At 72.8% G+C, this 17,365-nt stretch carries 12 protein-coding genes; 4 read left to right on the forward strand and 8 right to left on the reverse strand.

The genetic code is table 11. The features are described from left to right. The first annotated feature begins 19 nt into the window (after window positions 1–19). Window positions 20–274: a mycoredoxin gene (locus tag KM427_RS19070; RefSeq protein WP_183593178.1), complete on the forward strand. Its 255-nt coding sequence runs from the start codon at window positions 20–22 to the stop codon at window positions 272–274. 772 nt (window positions 275–1,046) lie between these two features. Here KM427_RS19070 and nudC read toward each other — a convergent pair. From nudC to KM427_RS19100, 6 genes are all read right to left on the reverse strand, one after another. Continuing rightward, window positions 1,047–1,955, reverse strand: a complete 909-nt coding sequence (gene nudC / locus KM427_RS19075) for an NAD(+) diphosphatase (RefSeq protein ID WP_215524949.1) — start codon at window positions 1,953–1,955, stop codon at window positions 1,047–1,049. A gap of 75 nt (window positions 1,956–2,030) precedes the next feature. After that, window positions 2,031–3,083 carry an LLM class flavin-dependent oxidoreductase gene (locus KM427_RS19080; RefSeq protein WP_183593176.1) on the reverse strand — a complete coding sequence of 351 codons (1,053 nt, stop codon included), beginning with the start codon at window positions 3,081–3,083 and terminating at the stop codon, window positions 2,031–2,033. 34 nt (window positions 3,084–3,117) lie between these two features. Beyond that, a complete protein-coding gene (locus KM427_RS19085) occupies window positions 3,118–4,659 on the reverse strand; it encodes an APC family permease (RefSeq protein ID WP_252274669.1) in 1,542 nt (513 codons plus the stop codon). Continuing rightward, entirely contained in the window at window positions 4,656–4,949 is a 294-nt protein-coding gene (locus KM427_RS19090) for a hypothetical protein (RefSeq protein WP_183593175.1), read from the reverse strand. The genes KM427_RS19085 and KM427_RS19090 overlap by 4 nt, the downstream gene beginning before the upstream one ends. Further along, window positions 4,946–6,457 (reverse strand): FAD-binding oxidoreductase, encoded by a 1,512-nt coding sequence (locus KM427_RS19095; protein WP_215524950.1) that lies wholly within the window; start codon window positions 6,455–6,457, stop codon window positions 4,946–4,948. Before KM427_RS19095 ends, KM427_RS19090 begins: the two co-directional genes overlap by 4 nt. Further along, window positions 6,454–7,830: a (Fe-S)-binding protein gene (locus KM427_RS19100; protein ID WP_215524951.1), complete on the reverse strand. Its 1,377-nt coding sequence runs from the start codon at window positions 7,828–7,830 to the stop codon at window positions 6,454–6,456. Before KM427_RS19100 ends, KM427_RS19095 begins: the two co-directional genes overlap by 4 nt. 193 nt (window positions 7,831–8,023) lie before the next feature. On the opposite strand from KM427_RS19100, the gene KM427_RS19105 reads away from it, so the two are divergent. From KM427_RS19105 to KM427_RS19115, 3 genes are all read left to right on the forward strand, one after another. Then, on the forward strand, window positions 8,024–8,773 hold the full coding sequence (locus tag KM427_RS19105) for a FadR/GntR family transcriptional regulator (protein WP_215524952.1): 750 nt from the start codon (window positions 8,024–8,026) through the stop codon (window positions 8,771–8,773). A 12-nt stretch (window positions 8,774–8,785) separates the two neighbouring features. After that, window positions 8,786–9,520, forward strand: coding sequence for a cache domain-containing protein (locus KM427_RS19110; RefSeq protein ID WP_183593172.1), 735 nt, complete (start codon window positions 8,786–8,788; stop codon window positions 9,518–9,520). A 162-nt stretch (window positions 9,521–9,682) separates the two neighbouring features. Beyond that, window positions 9,683–10,867 carry an FAD-dependent oxidoreductase gene (locus KM427_RS19115; RefSeq protein WP_215524953.1) on the forward strand — a complete coding sequence of 395 codons (1,185 nt, stop codon included), beginning with the start codon at window positions 9,683–9,685 and terminating at the stop codon, window positions 10,865–10,867. On the opposite strand, the gene KM427_RS19120 is transcribed toward KM427_RS19115, so the two are convergent. Both KM427_RS19120 and KM427_RS19125 read right to left on the reverse strand, forming a co-directional pair. Then, window positions 10,828–14,049: an ATP-dependent helicase gene (locus KM427_RS19120; RefSeq protein ID WP_252274671.1), complete on the reverse strand. Its 3,222-nt coding sequence runs from the start codon at window positions 14,047–14,049 to the stop codon at window positions 10,828–10,830. The genes KM427_RS19115 and KM427_RS19120 overlap by 40 nt on opposite strands. Beyond that, window positions 14,046–17,294, reverse strand: a complete 3,249-nt coding sequence (locus KM427_RS19125) for an ATP-dependent helicase (protein ID WP_215524954.1) — start codon at window positions 17,292–17,294, stop codon at window positions 14,046–14,048. Before KM427_RS19125 ends, KM427_RS19120 begins: the two co-directional genes overlap by 4 nt. Between the last annotated feature and the right edge of the window lie 71 nt (window positions 17,295–17,365).

The raw sequence follows: 17,365 nt of genomic DNA on the forward strand, positions 1-17,365 counted from the left end.
TCGGAGGGGACAGCCCCAGATGAGCAGCTCTTTCACCATGTACACCACCCCCTGGTGCGGCTACTGCCACCGACTGAAGAGCCAGCTCGACCGCGAGGGCATCACCTACGACATCGTCGACATCGAGCAGGACCCGTCGGCCGCGCAGATCGTCGAGTCCGCCAACGGCGGCAACCAGACGGTGCCGACCCTGGTCTACGCCGACGGCACCGCCCAGACGAACCCGTCGCTGGCGCAGGTCAAGGAGAAGGTCGCGGCGCTGGCGTCGGCCTGAGTGCTGCGCTTGCTGCGGGTTTCGGCTGCCGACCCCGGTGACTCGTGGGCGCGCGGGTCGGCCACCATGTGTCCCGACCGCAGGTCGGCGTCCGCTTGGACGACGAAGCTCCCGCCGGGACGATGAAGGTTCGTCGTCCCAGGAGGAGTTTCGTCGGCCGGCCGACGAAACTCCTCCGTCGCCGCTGCCCCGGAGTCAACACCAGTCGCAGGTTCATCAAGGGATGACGGTCAGACCACGCATCCCTCGGCGAGTTGAGCCAGGGAAGCGCAACGTCAGCCTCATCCCTTGATGAACCCCCCAGCCCTCACGCACCGGGCCGGTGGTTTCGAAGCGTCTCGGGCCTGGCGGCCCTCACACCTCAACCACCGTGTGAACCCACCTGACAGGTGGTTTCGAGACAGGCGCTAGCGCACCTTGCTCAACCACCGGGACCAGATCGGCGGTTTCGAGACAGGCGCTAGCGCGCCTTCCTCAACCACCGGGATCCCGGAACAGGGGTTTCGAGGCTCGGGCCTGGCGGCCCTCGCACCTCAACCACCGTGGGCGAGGCCAAGCAGACCGACCACAGGTCGGCGTCCTCCCGATAGGCGCCAACTGGGTGCGCGGGAGGAGCCGTCAAGGGCGCGAAGCGGCGCAGCGGACCCTTGACGGCGCAGGACGCGCACCCACACTGGCGCCGCCCGGGAGGACGCCAAAGTCGCTCGAGCGGAGCGGTGGTTTCGAGGCTCGGGCCTGGCGGCCCTCACACCTCAACCACCGGGACCAGGGGTCACCAGCTGCCGGGGAGTTCTCCGCCGTACCAGTGCTCCACGAGCGAGCGGCTGATCGAGACGCCACGCGGGAGGACCAGGGTGCCGGCCTCGGCGAGCTCCCTCATCTCGGCGCGGGTGAACCAGCGGGCGTCGTCGAGCTCGTGGTGGTCGACCTCGATCTCGGTGCTGACGGCACGCCCGACGAAGCCCAGCATCAGGCTGGCCGGCAGCGGCCAGGGCTGGTTGCCGAAGTACTCGACGTCGCCGACGACGACCCCGGACTCCTCGTGCACCTCCCGGCGGACGGCGTCCTCGAGGGTCTCCCCCGGCTCGCAGAAGCCGGCCAGGGTCGAGTAGCGGCCCTCGGGCCAAACCGCCTGCCGGCCGAGCAGGCAGCGCTCGTCCTCGGCGCCCGGTTCGCCCGAGGTGACGATCATGATCACGGCCGGGTCGGTGCGCGGGAACTGGACGTGTCCCTCGGGGCAGACCAGCTCGTGGCCCGACGACCGGGGGCTCAGCGGCCCACCGCAGCGCGGGCAGAAGCGGGTGACCCACAGCCACTCGGCGAGGCCGAGCGCGTGGAAGACCAGCGGCGCGCCCGCGAGGGCGTCGTCGGCGAGGAAGGGCAGCAGGCCACGCAGCGGCGTCCACTCCGCCTGGTCCGCCTGGGAGACCTCGGCGTCGACGATCACGGCGAACCACGCGTGGCCGTCGTGCTCTCCGAGCAGCACCCGGAGGCCGTCGGGAGCCTCGCTCGGAGCCACCCAGTCCAGGGCACCGTCGACCGGCCTGATCCGGGTGCCCGAGACGACCAGGACCCGGGTCCGGGGGTCGGCCCAGTGCTCGGCCAGCCAGGCGTCGTCGGCGCGGTGCGCCCCGGAGCGGTCGTGCGGGTTCGCGGAGAGGCGCTCGTGCTGGTAGGTCACGTGGGCCAACACTAGAAGCACCTCGACCGTCCGCGCGGCTACGCGCCGATCGGCGGGGCGTTGGCTGCGACGGCGTCAGGCGGCGAACGCCGGCATCACCCGGTCGTGGACCAGCTGCAGCTGGGAGTTGATGTCCGGCACGCCCTCGAGCTCGCGCCCCATCAGCGCCTTGACCAGGGCGGCGTCGGTGATCGCGAGGATCATGTGGTTGACCCCGGTCGGCTCGACGTTCTCCTTGATCTTGGCGGTGACCTCCTCGGGCGTCCCGGCGATCGAGAGTCGCTCCGCGAGGTCGGGGGTGGTGAGCTCGATGCCCTTCGCCATGTCGCCGGCGCCGATCGCCGCGATGACGGGCGCGACCTCCTCGGGCTCGACGCCGTTGCGGCGCAGCTGCTCCTCCGGCATCGACGAGGCGTACAGGCCGACCATGCTGCGGGCCGCGTCCTTGGCGATGGCCGAGTCCTCCGCGACCGAGAAGACCACCCACGAGCCCATGTCGAGGTCCTGGACGTTCTTGCCCGCTCGCTCAGCCCCGATGGTGCAGTGCTCCATCATGTACTCGTAGGCCTCACGGGTGTAGCTGAGCGCGTGGTGGCAGCCGTCGGAGAACTCGGCCGCCGCCTCGAAGGACTTCGGCCCGCGCATCGCGCCCATCTTCACCGGCAGGTGCTCCTGCACCGGGCGGGCGAAGGTGAACAGCCCGCTGTAGTTGAAGAACTCGCCGTCGAAGGTGATCACGCCGTCGTCGAGCAGCGTCCGGATGACCTGCACCGACTCCTTGACCCGGGAGAGCGGCTTGGTCTGCGCCCAGTCGATCCGGTACTGCGCGAGCAGGCCGAAGTTGCCGCTGGAGACCGCGACCTCGGCCCGTCCGTTCGTCAGCTCGTCGAGGGTGGCCGCGGCCTGCGCGATCAGGGTCGGCTCGCGCAGGCACACGCCGGAGATGCTGGGGCCCAGGCGGATCCGGCTGGTCGAGGCGGCCGCGGCGGCGAACAGCAGCCACAGGTCCTTGTGCCAGGTCTCGTCGGCCGCGTAGACGGCATGGAAGCCGAGCTCGTCGGCCTTCTGGATCGATGCCAGGGACTCGCTGAGCGGGTAGTCCGGGAGCATCGCGTAGCTGAATCTCATTGGTCTGACCCTTCTGGATGGACTCGATCGGTCGTCACGGTTCGTCACCGGCGGCGGCCGGCTGGGTGGACGCGGCGACCCGGCCTCCGACCGCGTCGCCCGAGATCGCGTCACTGCGCTCGTAGGGCCGCACGATCACCATGTAGATCGCACCGATGCCCGCGCCCACCGCCGCGGAGAGGGCGACGAGCCAGTTGTCGTACCACGGCAGCTCGGGCGTCCGCGGCCACGCCATGTTGACCATCGCGAGCACGCCGTAGGTCAGCGCCGCGATATTGACCAGCAGGCCCCACCGGCCGAGGGTGAAGCTGCCGCTCGGCACCCAGCCCTTCAGCCGCGCCCGCAGCGCCGCGAGGGTGACCATCTGGAAGCCGAGGTAGATGCCGAGGGTGGCGAAGGAGATGATCGACGTCAACGCCTTCGTGGAGGCCACCGACCCGAGCACGATCACCGCCGGCACCAGCGCCGCGACCAGCATGGCGTACGGCGGCACGTGCCGCTGCGGCAGGAACTTCCGGAACAGCGCCGACCCGAGGATCATGTCGTCTCGCGCGTAGGAGTACATCAGCCGGCTGGCGGCCGCCATCAGGCTGAGCGCGCACGAGAGGAACGAGATCATCACCACGGCCAGCACGACCTTGGTGCCGCCCTCGCCGAACGCGCTGTGAAGCACCGTGGTGACCGGATCGGCGTCCGTGCCGTCGATCACCGCGGCGTAGTCCTGGACCGCGAGCAGCAGCGAGAGGCACACGAAGATCGCCGCGGCACCGCCGACGTAGATCGTCATCCGCATCGCCTTCGGAATCTGCCGGGTCGGGTCGGGCACCTCCTCGGCGACGTCGCCGCACGCCTCGAAGCCGTAGTACTGGTAGATCCCGATCAGCGCCGCGGCGAGGAACGCCGAGAGGTAGCCGCCGCTGTGCCCGACGACGCCCTCGGTGTCGAACAGCACCGACAGGTTGTGGTGGCGCTCGGTGAGCAGCAGCCACGCCCCCACCACCAGCGCGCCGATCAGCTCGGCGGAGAACCCGATGATCGCGGCCATCGCCAGCCAGCGGGTACCCATCAGGTTGATCGCAAGGGCCACGGCGAGCAGGATCAGCGCGCAGGTGATCGTCGAGGACGTGCCGGGCGTGAAGCCGAGCAGCTGGGCCAGGAACGGCCCCGATCCGTAGACGACCCCCGCGATCGTGGTGAGCAGCGCGACCAGGTAGATCCAGCCGGTCATCCACGCCCACTTGCGGCCCCACAGCCGGCGGGCCCACGGATAGACGCCGCCCGCCACCGGGTACTGGGAGACGACCTCGCCGAAGACCAGTGCCACGAGCAGCTGGCCGAGGCCGACGATCACCAACCACCAGATCATGGCGGGCCCGCCGGTCATCAGGCCGACCGCGAAGAGCGTGTAGATGCCGACCACCGGGGAGAGGTAGGTGAAGCCGAGCGCGAAGTTGGCCCAGGGGCTCATCTCCCGCCGGAACTCGGAGGTGTAGCCCAGGGTCCTGAGCGCGGCGGCGTCCGCGTCGTGCTCGTGGTGGTGGTGCGACCCCTGGCCGTCGTGGACGGCGCTGCTCACGGTCGGTCCTCCCGCTCGACCTCGGCCAGCAGCTCGGAGCCGGTCACGACCCGGTCCGCGAAGTGGCGGTGCATCCACGCGAGGTGGTCGTGCCGGCTGTTCATGATCCGGAGGCTGTCCCAGTTGGGGAACTGCTGCTGGAGCACCCATCGCTCCATCAGCCTGGAGTCCACCTCGAAGACGTGCTCGAAGGTCGTGACCGCGACGTCCGAGGCCCGGACCGGGTCCGGGGGCTGGTGCTGCTCGGCGTACCGGTAGCCGATCCGCCGGCCGTCTGGCTCAGCGCTCATCGCCGCTCTCCCGTCTCGTAGGCCCGGTCGAGGAGGTACTTGCCGGGGTTCATGATGTTGTGGGGGTCGAGGGTGCGCTTGAGATCGAGCATCACGTCGAAGCCGCGGCCCAGCTCGTCGGGGACCAGGTCCACCTCGCCGGCCCGGCAGGACCCGTGGCACGCGCTGATGGATCCCTGGTGCGCCAGGGCGACGGCGGCGATATCGCGCTTGGCCCGGACCCACAGCTCCCAGGCCCGGTCGTCCAGCTGCTGCTCCCAGATGCCGACGTCGATCTCGGTGAGGTAGTCGACGCCGGTGTCGGCCGAGGTGTAGGCGAACATGCCCCAGTCGTCGAAGACGTCGGTCTGCCGGCGGAGGCCGGCGACGATCTCGTGCCAGGCCCGCGAGAGCGACGGCAGGTTCGTGTAGTTGACCGCAGCGTCCTCGCAGTGCCAGCTCATCGGCACCACCTGACCGTCCTTGGTGCGCCCGTGCAGCGGCGTCGCGTAGCGGTCGTGGCGCGCGGCCCAGTCGCCCTCGGAGATCTCGTCGCCGAGGTAGCGGGCGCCGTGCTCCTTGGCGATCCGGAACAGCCGCCGGCCCGCCGGACGCACCTCGTCCTCGTAGCCGTACATCACGGCGCAGACCAGGGCCCGCACGTCGCCGGGCTGGGGGATGTAGGCCTCGTCGTCGCGACGCAGGTAGGCCACCTTCCACTCGTCGAACAGCACCGCGCCGGCGAACGTGGCGACGCCGGCCCGCGCGAGGGCGCCCACGCAGCGGTAGGCGTCGTCGTAGTTGTCGAACGCCCAGAACGGCGAGAGCTCGGCCTCCGGCTTGGGGTAGAGCTTGAGCGTGGCCTCGGTGGCGACGCCCAGGGTCCCCTGGTGGCCCATGAACAGGTGCTTGAGCTGGTAGCCGCTCGAGGACTTGCTGATCTTGTGCCCGATGCCGTCCCCGACGTGCAGCACCTCACCGGTCGGCAGCACGTGGTCGAAGCTGAGCACCAGGTCGCGGGTGTGCCCGTAGCGCGAGCCGATCAGCGACCAGCCGCTGGTCCCGATCCGGCCACCGACCAGGGAGCAGGGGTACGACGCGGGGTCGTCGGGATAGAAGAGCCCGTGCCGCGCGAGCTCCTCGTTGAGCTTGAGCATGTTGATGCCGGTGCCGACGGTCACCGTGCGGTTGTCGAGGTCGAGCTCCTTGATCCGGTTCATCCGCTTGACGTCGAGCAGGATGCCGCCGTGCAGCGGCACGGCGCCGTCGGTGAGGCCGGTGCCGCCGTCGCGGGGCACCACCGGGATCCGCAGGTCGTTGGCGATCCGCAGCACGCCGGCGACCTGCTCGGTGCTGGTCGGCAGGACGGCGAGGTCGGGCACCCGCTCGGCCCACCGGTGCACGGGGAACGGTGCGGGGACCCGGGCCCGGTTGAAGCGGTCGGTCTTGGAGGTCAGGATCTGGTCGTCGGCGAGCACGGTGCGCAGGGCGGCGACGACCTCGTCGACACGCTCGGCCTGGAGGGTCATGACGCGCCGCCGTCGGTGGTGCCGCCGACCTCGATGCCGAGGCTGACGGCGAGCAGCTCGTGGATGTCGACCACGTCGATGTCCTGCCCCTCGCCCGCGGCCGAGAGCGGCCGCTCCGACCAGGGACAGGCGCTGACCAGCGTGTCGACGTCGAGCCCGGCCGCCTTCTCCATCCGGCGCTCGGAGATCGCAGCGGTGAGCTCCGGCTTCTCGACCGGGAGCCCGCCGCCGCCACCGGAGCAGTAGGACCACTGGGTGACCCGGTCGACGTCGTTGAAGGTGAGGCCGGGGATCGCCCGCAGGATCTCGCGCGGCTCCTTCCAGATGCCCTTGCGCTTGTTGAGCCGGCAGGGGTCGTGGTAGGTGATCTTGCGCTCCACGGGGACCGACGGGGTGAGCCGTCCTTCCCGGATCAGCTGGGCGAAGAGCTCGACGACCAGCACGACCTCGATGCCGGCGTACTCGTCGCCGAAGTAGCGCGGGTAGTCCTCGGTGAACGAGATGTAGTCGTGCGGGTCGAGCACCAGTACCCGGGTGGTGCCGGTCGAGCGCCAGTCGTCGAGGTTGTGGCGGGCGAACCGCTGGGCCTGGTCGACGTACCCCATCTCGGCCGCCGGGCCGCCGCAGCACCACTGCTCCCCCATCAGCCCGAACTCGTAGCCGGCCAGCCGGAGGATCTGCGCCACCGCGCGCGGCACGGAGGTGCGGTAGAACGCGGCCTCGCAGTCGACGAACAGCACGGTCTCGCCGCCGATGGGCAGGTCGAGGCCCGCGCTCCAGTCGCGCACGTGCTCCTGGCTGACGGGGACGTCACCGAGCACCGGCTCGTGGGTGCGCTCGTCGGTGCGGGCGTTCCAGGTGCGCCAGCCCTCCTGATGGACGCCTTGGTCGACGGCGAGCGCGCGCACGGCCTTGACGACGTCGACCGTCCGGGTGCGGAAGCGGTAGAAGTCGCCGGTGAAGAGCGTGTTGGGACAGCGCAGCTCGCAGGCGCCGCACTGGGTGCAGTTGACGTAGTCGGCGGCGACGTCCGCGACGGAGAGCTCGCCCTTCTCCATCGCCACGACGTTGGCGTGGAACGCGGTAGGGGTCCACGACTCGTTGCGCGTCACCTGCATCACCGGGCAGACCTCGCGGCAGAACTTGTGGCCGGAGGAGAAGCAGTTGTAGGCGGCGTTGCGCCACTCCGCGGCGAACTCCTGCTCGGGGGTCGGTGGCTCGTCGTGCCCCGGCTCCCCGTCGACGAGCGGCAACGGCCGGCCGACGATCCCGTCGACGTACCGCCCGAGCTCCTCGGGGTTGTCGCGCATGCCCGGTGTGAACGGCGACGACAGCGCGTCCGCGCCGCCCGCTCCCCTGTCCGTCTGGGTCATCGGTCAGCTCCCGCCTCTCGACATGGATCGGAGTGAAGTCAGATGTGAGTCAGATCACGTCGGGTGGTGGCTAAACCTATGGGATTGAATGTTTACTGACAACCCCAGTTCCGGGCGGGCCGGGCATACGATCGGGCGGCCGGACCCACGGACGGGGCGGACCGGACGGGTCGCGGGCGGGGAGGAGGCAGTGGTGCGACTGCTCTCGGGCGACGCGCGCGACGCCCTGCTCAGGCCCCTGGACGGGGGCGGCCGGAGTCAGGCCGTCGCGCGTCGCCTCGGCAGCGCCATCGCGCTCGGTCTCCTCGAGGACGGCGAGCAGCTGCCCTCGGAGTCGCAGCTCGCGGCCACCCTGAACGTCTCGACGCTCACGCTCCGCGACGCGCTGGCCGAGCTGCGCTCCTGGGGACTCGTGGAGACCCGGCGCGGTCGCGGCGGCGGCAGCTTCGTCCGGATGTCGCAGGCGGCGCTGGCCCGGCTGTCCCACGACCGCCTTGCCGAGGTCGGGGTGAGCGACCTGCGCGAGCTCGGCGACATGCACAGCATGGTGGCCGGCTCCGCCGCGCACAAGGCGGCCGAGCGCGCCTCGCCGACGGAGCTGGCCCGCCTGCGAGACCTCGTCTCGCGGATGGCGGACGCACGCGACGCCACCGAGCTGCACCGCCTCGAGAGCCGTTACTACATCGAGATGGCGGCGGCCGCGCAGTCCGCACGACTGACCCGACTGGAGATCGAGCTCCAGGGCGACCTGGCGCAGGTGATGTGGCGACTCCAGACGGACCGGTCGGCGGCCGCGGTGGCGGCCGGTCGCGCCGCCGTGGTCGAGGAGGTGGCCCGGCACCGGGGCGACCGGGCCCGGCGACTGACCGAGGAGCAGGTCGCCGACGACACCCGGCGGTTGATCGACGACCACATCGCCACGACCCGATCGAGCGCGAGCTGAGGAGCGGTCCGGATGCCCATCACCCAGACGCCTGATCCGGCCAGCGTGATCAGCGAGGCGATCGAGGGCATCTTCGCGACGGTCGCCGAGGTGCGGCGGCTCGCCCTGGCCAGTCACGCCGCTGCCGTCGCCGAGGGGCGCGCCTTCCTCGACCCCGACGTCCGCGGTCTGGCACCCGCTTTCGTCGACCTCCTGGAGGCTCCCGACCAGCTCGCGGTGGGCCTGGGCATCATCCTCGAGCCGGGCACGCTGCCCAGCCACCCGCTGCGGCTCGAGTGGTGGCAGCGGTCGACCGGCCGGGACGCTCCGGTACCGCTGGAGGTCGACCTGCACCCCGACAGCGTGGGCTTCTACGACTACATGGCGGCGGACTGGTTCGCGGTGCCCCGGCGGACCCGGGCCCGGCACGTCGTCGGTCCCTACGTCGACGTGCACGGCACGGACCGCTACCTGCTCACCCTCACGATGCCGATGGAGGCCGACGGGCGGTTCCTCGGCGTCGCCGGCGCGGACGTGCCGATCACCGGGTTCGAGACGGTGGTGCTCCGCCGGCTGGGCACCGCGGAGGCGATCCTCGTGAACGACGAGGGCCGCGTGGTGGTGTCGACGACGAGCCGCTGGATCACCGGCTGCCTCCTGCCCGACCACGAGCGCCGGCCGGGCGTGCCCCTCGCCGAGCTGCCCTGGGAATTGCTGGAGCCGCCGCTGCCCGAGCCCGCGAGGGCAGCGAGCCGCGGCGAAGGTTGAGGAGCGTCGGCTCGGACCGGAGCGGAGCGACGGAACGAGCGACGCGTCTCGAAACCCGGTGAGACGTGAGTCGGCCGCAACCACCGAGATGCGACCGGAGGCGTCGACCCGTCTCGAACCCGGCGAGGGGACTAACCGGGATGCCGCACACGTTGAGCCGACGTGGAGATCCTCGACTCGGTGGTGATCGGTGCGGGCCAGGCCGGCCTGTCGACGTCGTACCACCTCAAGCGTCGCGGCCTCTCGCACGTCGTCCTCGACGCCAACGCCGCGCCCGGCGGCGCCTGGCAGCACCGGTGGGACTCGCTGAGCATGCACGACGTGCACGGCGTCGCGGCGCTGCCCGACGCCGACTCCCCCACGGGCGAGCAGGGCCGCGCCAACGTCGTGGTGCCGGCGTACTTCGGCTCCTACGAGCGCGAGCACGACCTGCCCGTGCTCCGACCGGTGCGGGTCGACCGGGTGGAGTCGGCAGGCGACCTGCTCGTCGTGCGCGCCGGCAAGCGGAGCTGGACGACCCGGACGATCGTCAACGCGACCGGCACCTGGTCGCAGCCCCACCTGCCGTACTACCCCGGCATCGGCAGCTTCCGCGGCGAGCAGCTGCACACCCGTCACTACCCCGGCCCGGAGCACTTCCGCGGCCGGCGAGTCGTGGTGGTCGGCGGTGGGGCCTCCGCGGTCCAGTTGCTCGGCGAGATCGCGCCCGTCGCCGCGGACACCCTGTGGGTGACCCGGCGCGAGCCGGTCTGGCGCACCGACGACTTCACCCCCGACCGCGGCCGCGAGGCGGTCGCGCTGGTCGAGGACCGGGTACGCCGCGGGCTCCCGCCCACCAGCGTCGTCAGCGTCACCGGGCTGGCGCTGCGCGAACAGGAGCGGGAGGCGGAGCGGCTCGGCGCCTACCGGCGGCGGCCGATGTTCACGCGCATCGAGCCCGGCGGCGTACGCATGCCCGACCCTCCAGCAGACAACGGAGTGCTGTGGCCGGCCGACGTGATCGTGTGGGCGACCGGCTTCCGCCCGGCGATCGCCCACCTCGCGCCGCTGCGGCTGCGCTCGGAGCGCGGCGGCATCCAGCTCGACCGCGGCGGCACCACCGCGGTGGCGGACCCGCGGGTGCAGCTGGTCGGCTACGGGCCGTCGGCGAGCACCATCGGCGCCAACCGGGCCGGGCGGGCCGCCGCGCGCGGGGTGGCGGCGTGGGTTTCGAGACAGGCGCCAGAGCGCCTTCCTCAACCACCGGAACGACAGGCGCCAGAGCGCCTTCCTCAACCACCGGGGCGACAGGCGCCAGAGCGCCTTCCTCAACCACCGGCCGTCGTCAGCAGCGCCTCGAGCGCCTGACGGTCGGGCAGGTCGCCGGGCTCGACGACCTCGCCGGTGCGCACGTGGTAGAACGCCACCCGCACGCTCTCCAGCGGCACGCCGTGCAGCTCGGCCCAGGCCAGCCGGTAGACCCCGAGCTGGAGCGGGTCGGCGCCGGCGGCCCGGCCGGTCTTCCAGTCGACGAGCAGGAAGGTGCCGTCGTCCTCGGCGTAGACGGCATCGATGCGCCCGCGCACGACCTGGCCGCCCCCGTCCGTCCCACGCAGGACGAGGGCGAACGGCGCCTCCACCTGCAGCGGCGTGCGGGTCGCGAACGGCCCCGACTCGAAGGTCGCGATCAGCTCCTTGAGGTCGGCATCGTCGTCGATGCCTGCGTCGCCACGGCCCGGCAGGTCGCCGTAGTCGAAGAGGTCCTGCTGGCCGAACCGCGCCTCCACCCACGCGTGGAAGCGGGTGCCGAACCGGGCCGCCGACGACGGCGGCCGCGGCATCGGGCGGGCGAGCTCGCGGGCGAACTCCTCCGGATCGTCGCGCAGCCGGCCGAGCGCGGTGGCGGAGAGGCTGCTCGGCAGCGGCACCGCGAGGTCGCTGCTGCGCTCGGCCCGGGCCTCGCCGACCAGCCGGTCGAGCTCGGCGTCCCACTCCGCCACCTGAGCGGCCTCGATCATGTCGAGCCCCGCGTCGGCGTCGGCGGGGTCGACCTCGCGCACCCGACGCGCGGCCTCGATGCGCAGCGCCGCCTCGCGGCCGGTGCCGGTCGGCGGCCACGGCCGGGACGGGTCGACGGCGTCGTAGGGGTTGGGGTCGCCCTTGACGGGCTTGTCCTGCCAGCCCGTCGTCGGCTCGCCCCACGCCTCGAGCTGGTCGCGGACGACGGCCTGGTAGGCCGACGGCCCGAACGGCGTCGCCCGCGGGCTCCAGAGGTACGACGTGACCGCCAGCCGGCGGGCCGCCCGGGTGAACGCGACGTACCCGAGCCGCAGCTCCTCCTCGGCGTCGTGCTCACGGGTGGCGGCGCGGTAGGCGTCGAGCGCGGCCTTGTCGTAGCCGGCCAGCTGGGGCAGGTCGTGCGCGTCACCGCGCAGCGGCGCCGGCAGGATCGCGGGCGAGGACGTCCACAGCGTGCGGGACCGGTTGGACGGGAAGCGGGTCTCGCAGACGCCGACCAGGAACACCGAGTCCCACTCGAGGCCCTTGGCCCGGTGCACGGTGAGTAGCTTGACCGAGTCGGCCTCGGTGGGCGTCGCGACGTCGAGCCCGTTGCCCTGGTCGTCCTCGGCGGTGAGGTAGGCCAGCAGCGCCGGGAGGGTCACGTCGCCGTCGACGGCCTGGAAGTCGGCCACGGCCTTCACGAACAGGTCGAGGTTGTCGCGGCGCGCGGCGGCGGCCGGGCTGACCGCCGAGGCGAGCTCGACGTCGGTGCCGCTGGTGTCGATGATCCGCCGGACGATGTCGAGCAGCGGCTCGCCGACGTAGGTGCGCAGCATCCGCAGCTCCGCGGACAGCAGCGCGAACCGCTCCAGGGCCTCCGCGGAGTACGCGAGCTCGCCCGGGGCGGCCAGGGCGTCGTCGAGCGAGGGCAGCTCGGCCGGGTCGATGCCGTCGGCGATGTCGAGCAGGTGGTCGGTGATCGCCTCCGGCGTCGCGCCGCGGCCCCGGCGGCCGGCGATCTCGAGGGCGCGCTGGCTGAGCAGCCGTAGATCGCGCGGGCCGATCGCCCAGCGCGGCCCGGTCAGCAGGGTGAGCAGGGACGCGTTGGCGGTGACGTCGTGCAGGAGGTGGAGCGTGGCGACGACCTCGGCGACCTCGGGCAGCCGGAGCAGGCCGGACAGGCCGACGATCTCGACCGGGATGCCGTCTCCGGTCAGCGCGTCGAACACGTCCTCGGCGTGGGCGTTGTCGCGGGTCAGCACGCCGATCCTCGCCCACCCGCCCTCGACGTCCGGGTCGTGCGCCGCCCGCACCGCGTCGGCGAGCCAGGCGAGCTCGTCGGCGTGGGTGGTGAAGACCCGGGTGGTGACCTCACCCCGGTCGGCGTCGGGCTTGGCGACCAGCGGCTCGACCTGGCCGAACCTCTCGTAGAGCGGCTCGGCCAGCCGGTTGGCGACCTCGAGGATGCGCGCGTCGGATCGCCGGTTGACGGTGAGCGGGTACGTCGGCACCGCTCCCCCGTCGGCGGCGGGGAAGGTCTCGGCGAAGCCGAGGATGTTGGACACCGACGCGCCGCGCCAGCCGTAGATGGCCTGGTTGGGATCGCCGACCGCGGTGACCGGGTGGCCGCCCGAGAACAGCCGGGACAGCATCACGGCCTGGGCGACCGAGGTGTCCTGGTACTCGTCGAGCAGCACCACCTTGAACCTGGCCCGCTCGTGCTCGCCGACGTCCGGCTGCTCGGCGGCCAGCCGGGCGCCGAGCTCGATCTGGTCGGAGAAGTCCATCAGCCCGAGGTCGCGCTTGAGCCGGCGGTAGGACGCGACCAGCTCGAGCAGCTCGGCCCGCCGGTCGATGGCGAAGATGGCCTTCTCGACGGCCTCGCGGTAGGTGACGCGGTTCTTCCCCGCCACCTCCTCGGCCAGTGCGCGCTCGAAGCCGGTCCGGGCCTCCGCGTCGAGCTCACGCACCCGGTCGGGGCCGACGAGGTGCTCGCTCATCGCGCTGTCGAGCGCGAGGAGGTTCTGGATCACGGTCGCCGGGTGGTCGGTGAGGTGCCGGATCTCGCCGGTGAACCGGTCGACCGCCCGGGCGCCGAGCTGGTAGCGCGCCGCGTCGGTGATCACCCGGGTGTCGGGCTCGTGGCCGATCCGCAGGCCGTGGTCGGTGAGCAGGCCGGCGGCGTACGCGTTGTAGGTCGCGACCGTCGGCTCGAGGACGTCCTCGCCGTCCTCCAGGTCCGCCGGCTCGTCCAGGGCACCGGCGGCCTCGAGCGCACCGCGGATGCGGTGCCGCAGCTCGCTGGCGGCCTTGGTGGTGAACGTCAGGCCGAGCACCTCGTCGGGGCGCACCTGCCCGGTCACGACCAGGTAGACGACCCGGGCCGCCATCAGCGTGGTCTTCCCGGACCCGGCGCCGGCGATGACCACCGCGGGCGCCAGCGGGGCCGAGATCGCGGCCCACTGCTGGGCGCTCGGGGAGTACGGCGTGCCCATCACGGCCGCGAGCTCGTCGGGCGTGCGGATGTCGCGGGCGGTCGGGCTCGTCACTGGTTGGTCACCGATCCTGCGCTCTTGATCGGACAGATCGGCACGAAGCCGCAGTCGCGGCAGTGCTGGCCGGCGACGGCCGGGAACGACTCGGCGCGCAGCAACGAGGCGGTGTGCTGCAGCCGGTCGCGCAGGACGGCGCGGCCCGGGCCCTCCTCGGGCTGCACGTCCTGGGTCTGCACGACCGCGGCCTCGCCGCCGTCGGTGAGCCCGAGCTGGATCAGCTCGGCACCACCGGCGCGGGCCCCGGGGGCGATCTCGGCGAGGGCGCCGTGGTCGACGGCGTACTGGTAGAGCCCGAGCTGGACGTGACCCTCGACGGCCTTGTTGCTGGGCTTGGTGCGGCCGGTCTTGAGATCGACCACGACGATTCTCGGCGCTTGTCCTGAGCCTGTCGAAGGGTCGAGCTCGAGGCGGTCGGCGTACCCCGTGAGCCGCACCTCCTCGCCGTCGTCGAGGCGGACGACGGTCGCGAACTGCGCCTCGGTGCCGACCAGTCGGCGCGGGTTGGTGGCGTGCCAGTGCAGGAAGCGGCCGAGGGCGGCGCGGACCCGCTCGTACTCGCGGGCCTTCGACCAGGGGGTGCGGAAGTCGAGGCGGTCCCAGACGGCGTCGACGTGCTCCATCAGCACGTCGACGGCGGGCTCGACCTCGCCGGTGGCCACCCGCTGGGCGAGTGCGTGCAGCAGCTCGCCGAGGTTGGCGGACTGGTGGGCGCGGGCGGAGCCGCCGGCCTCGCGCTCGAGGAACCACTGCGTCGGGCAGACCATCATCGACTCGAGCACGCTCGCCGAGACCGGTACCGGCTGCTCGGGGTCGCGCACCGGCTGGACCGAGCGGGTCGCCGAGCGGGTGCCCCACCAGGTGGACGGGTCGGCGCTCGGCACCAGCGCCCGGGTGCCGACGGTCTCGCCCGCGAGCCGGGCCAGGCGGCGGGCGGCTGCCTCGCGCAGCGGCGCGCTGGTCTCCGGATCGGCGACGGTGCGCCGCAGCTCGCTGACCAGTCCGGCCATCGACAGCGGACGGCGCGGCCGGCCGACCACGCGGTCGACGCCGACGCCGAGCTCGTCGAGGAACCGCGACGGCTGCTCGCCGTCGTCGTCGGCCGACGCGACCGCGGTGACGACCAGCCGCTCCCGCGCGCGGGTGCACGCGACGTAGAAGAGCCGACGCTCCTCCATCAGCAGCTCGCGCGCGGAGACCGGCGGCACGATGCTGTCGGTGCCGATGCGGTCGGCCTGCAGCAGCGTCGAGCGCCTCCGCAGGTCGGGCCAGCCGTCCTGCTGCACGTGGGCGACCACCACCAGCCGCCACTCCAGGCCCTTCGAGCGATGGGCGGTGAGCAGGCGTACGGCGGCGCCCCGGGCGCCCCGATCGGCGAGCGTGTCGGCGGGGATCTGCTGCTGGACCAGGGTGGCGAGGAACGGCCGGACGCCGACGTGGTCGCGCTGCTCCTCGGCGCGGGCGGCGACGTCGAACAGCGCGCACACGGAGTCGAGGTCGCGGTGGGCCCGCCGGGCGGCACCTCCGCCGAGGTCGACGGAGCGGCGCAGCCGGGCGGGCCAGCCGGTGCGCGACCAGAGCGTCCACAGCAGCTCCTCGGCCGACGCACCGGCGACCAACGCGGCGCGGGCGTCGAGCAGCAGCTGGGTGAGCGCCCGGGCGCGGCCGGCCTCGGGTCCCTCGAGCCCGTCGAGGAAGCCCGGCTCGACCACGGCGAGCCGGACCAGCTCACGCGACTGCCGGGGCGGGCGGCCCTCGGCCTTGCTCTGCTCCTTGTCGCGGGCGCGCAGCAGCCGGGCCAGCCGGCGTACGTCGCCGGCGTCGAGGCCGCCGAGCGGGCCGAGCAGCAGGGCCTCGGCGCGGGCCGGATCGAGGTACTCGAGGTGCTCGGGGTCGTCGTTCTCGAGGTTCACGACCGCGCGGAGCGCGTCGAGCAGTGGCAGCACGGCCGGGTCGCGGACCAGCGGCACCTCGTCGCTGGCGACCTCGACGGGGACGCCGGCGGCGCCGAGCGCGCGGCGCAGCGGCGGGATCGACGTGCGGCCGGAGCGGACCAGGACGGCCATGTCGTCCCAGGCGATGCCGTCCTCGAGGTGGGCGCGGCGCAGTAGGTCGGCGAGGTGCTCGGCCTCGGCGCGCTCGGTGTCGAAGGTGCGCACCAGCACCCGCCCGTCGCCGAGCCCGGACCGGGACTCGGGGGCGAGGAAGGCGGCCCGCGCCTCCTCGGGGATGCTGCCGGGCAGCGCCAGCCGGCCCGCGACCCGCTGGGAGGCCACCAGCAGGCGCGTCCCGAAGCGGCGGGTGGTGCGCAGCGCGACGACGTCCGCGGGCGAGTCGTCGGCCCGGGGGAACTCGGCCGGGAAGTCGAGGATCCCGCGCACCTCGGCGCCGCGGAAGGCGTAGATCGACTGGTGCGGGTCGCCGACGACCGTGAGGTCGCGCCCGTCGCCGGCCAGCGCGCGCAGCAGCGCGACCTGGCCGGGGTCGGTGTCCTGGTACTCGTCGACGAAGACGTGCCGGAGCTGGGCGCGAAGCTCGTCGCGGTGGGCCTCGGCCTCGATCGTGGCGCGCCGGATCAGGTCGGCGTAGTCGGTGGCCCCCTGGGAGTCGAGGTTCGTGAGGTACTGGTCGAGGAAGAGCCCGGCCGCGACGTACTCGGGCAGGCCCTCGGACTCGCCGAGGGCCCGCAGCCCCTCGCCGTCGAGTCCCTTCTCGCGGGCCCGGGACAGCACCGCGTGGACCTCGCGGGCGAAGCCGCGGGTGCCGAGCGCGCGGCTCAGGGAGTCGGGCCAGGCGACCGACTCGGGGTGGTCGGTGAGCAGCTCGCGGAGCACGACGTCCTGCTCCGGCGCGGAGAGCAGGCGCAGCGGCGCCTCGTAGAGCTCGGCCGGCGAGTAGCGCCGGATCAGGCCGTAGGCGAAGGAGTGGAAGGTCGAGCTCAGGGTGGTCGACATGGTGCGGCCGAGGCGGGCGGTGACCCGGTCGCGCAGCTGCTCCGCGGCCTTGCGGGAGAAGGTCAGCGCCAGCACCTCGTCGGGGCGCGCACCCCGTCGCTCGATGCGGTCGACGATCGCCTCGACCAGCGTCGTGGTCTTGCCGGTGCCGGGGCCGGCCAGCACCAGCAGCGGCCCGCCGGGGTGGTCGACGACGCGCTGCTGGTGCTCGTCGAGGGTCGGGACGACGACCGCGGTGTCGGAGCGGACCAGGTGGCGGGTCGGCTCCGGGGTCGTCGGGGTCGCCATGGGCCTATTCGACCACCCGGCGCCGACAGCCGGTGCGCCAGCACCACGGGCCGCCCGCTCCCTTGGCACGT

Origin of the sequence: Nocardioides sp. LMS-CY (genome assembly GCF_018732145.1) — a bacterium.
GTDB lineage: Bacteria > Actinomycetota > Actinomycetes > Propionibacteriales > Nocardioidaceae > Nocardioides > Nocardioides soli.

Excerpts from the sequence above, each read along its gene's own strand:
- KM427_RS19070 (WP_183593178.1), top strand. The coding sequence starts at position 20 with ATGAGCAGCTCTTTCACCATGTACACCACCCCCTGGTGCGGCTACTGC.
- KM427_RS19080 (WP_183593176.1), bottom strand. The coding sequence starts at position 3,083 with ATGAGATTCAGCTACGCGATGCTCCCGGACTACCCGCTCAGCGAGTCC.
- KM427_RS19090 (WP_183593175.1), bottom strand. The coding sequence starts at position 4,949 with ATGAGCGCTGAGCCAGACGGCCGGCGGATCGGCTACCGGTACGCCGAG.
- KM427_RS19095 (WP_215524950.1), bottom strand. The coding sequence starts at position 6,457 with ATGACCCTCCAGGCCGAGCGTGTCGACGAGGTCGTCGCCGCCCTGCGC.
- KM427_RS19100 (WP_215524951.1), bottom strand. The coding sequence starts at position 7,830 with ATGACCCAGACGGACAGGGGAGCGGGCGGCGCGGACGCGCTGTCGTCG.
- KM427_RS19110 (WP_183593172.1), top strand. The coding sequence starts at position 8,786 with ATGCCCATCACCCAGACGCCTGATCCGGCCAGCGTGATCAGCGAGGCG.
- KM427_RS19125 (WP_215524954.1), bottom strand. The coding sequence starts at position 17,294 with ATGGCGACCCCGACGACCCCGGAGCCGACCCGCCACCTGGTCCGCTCC.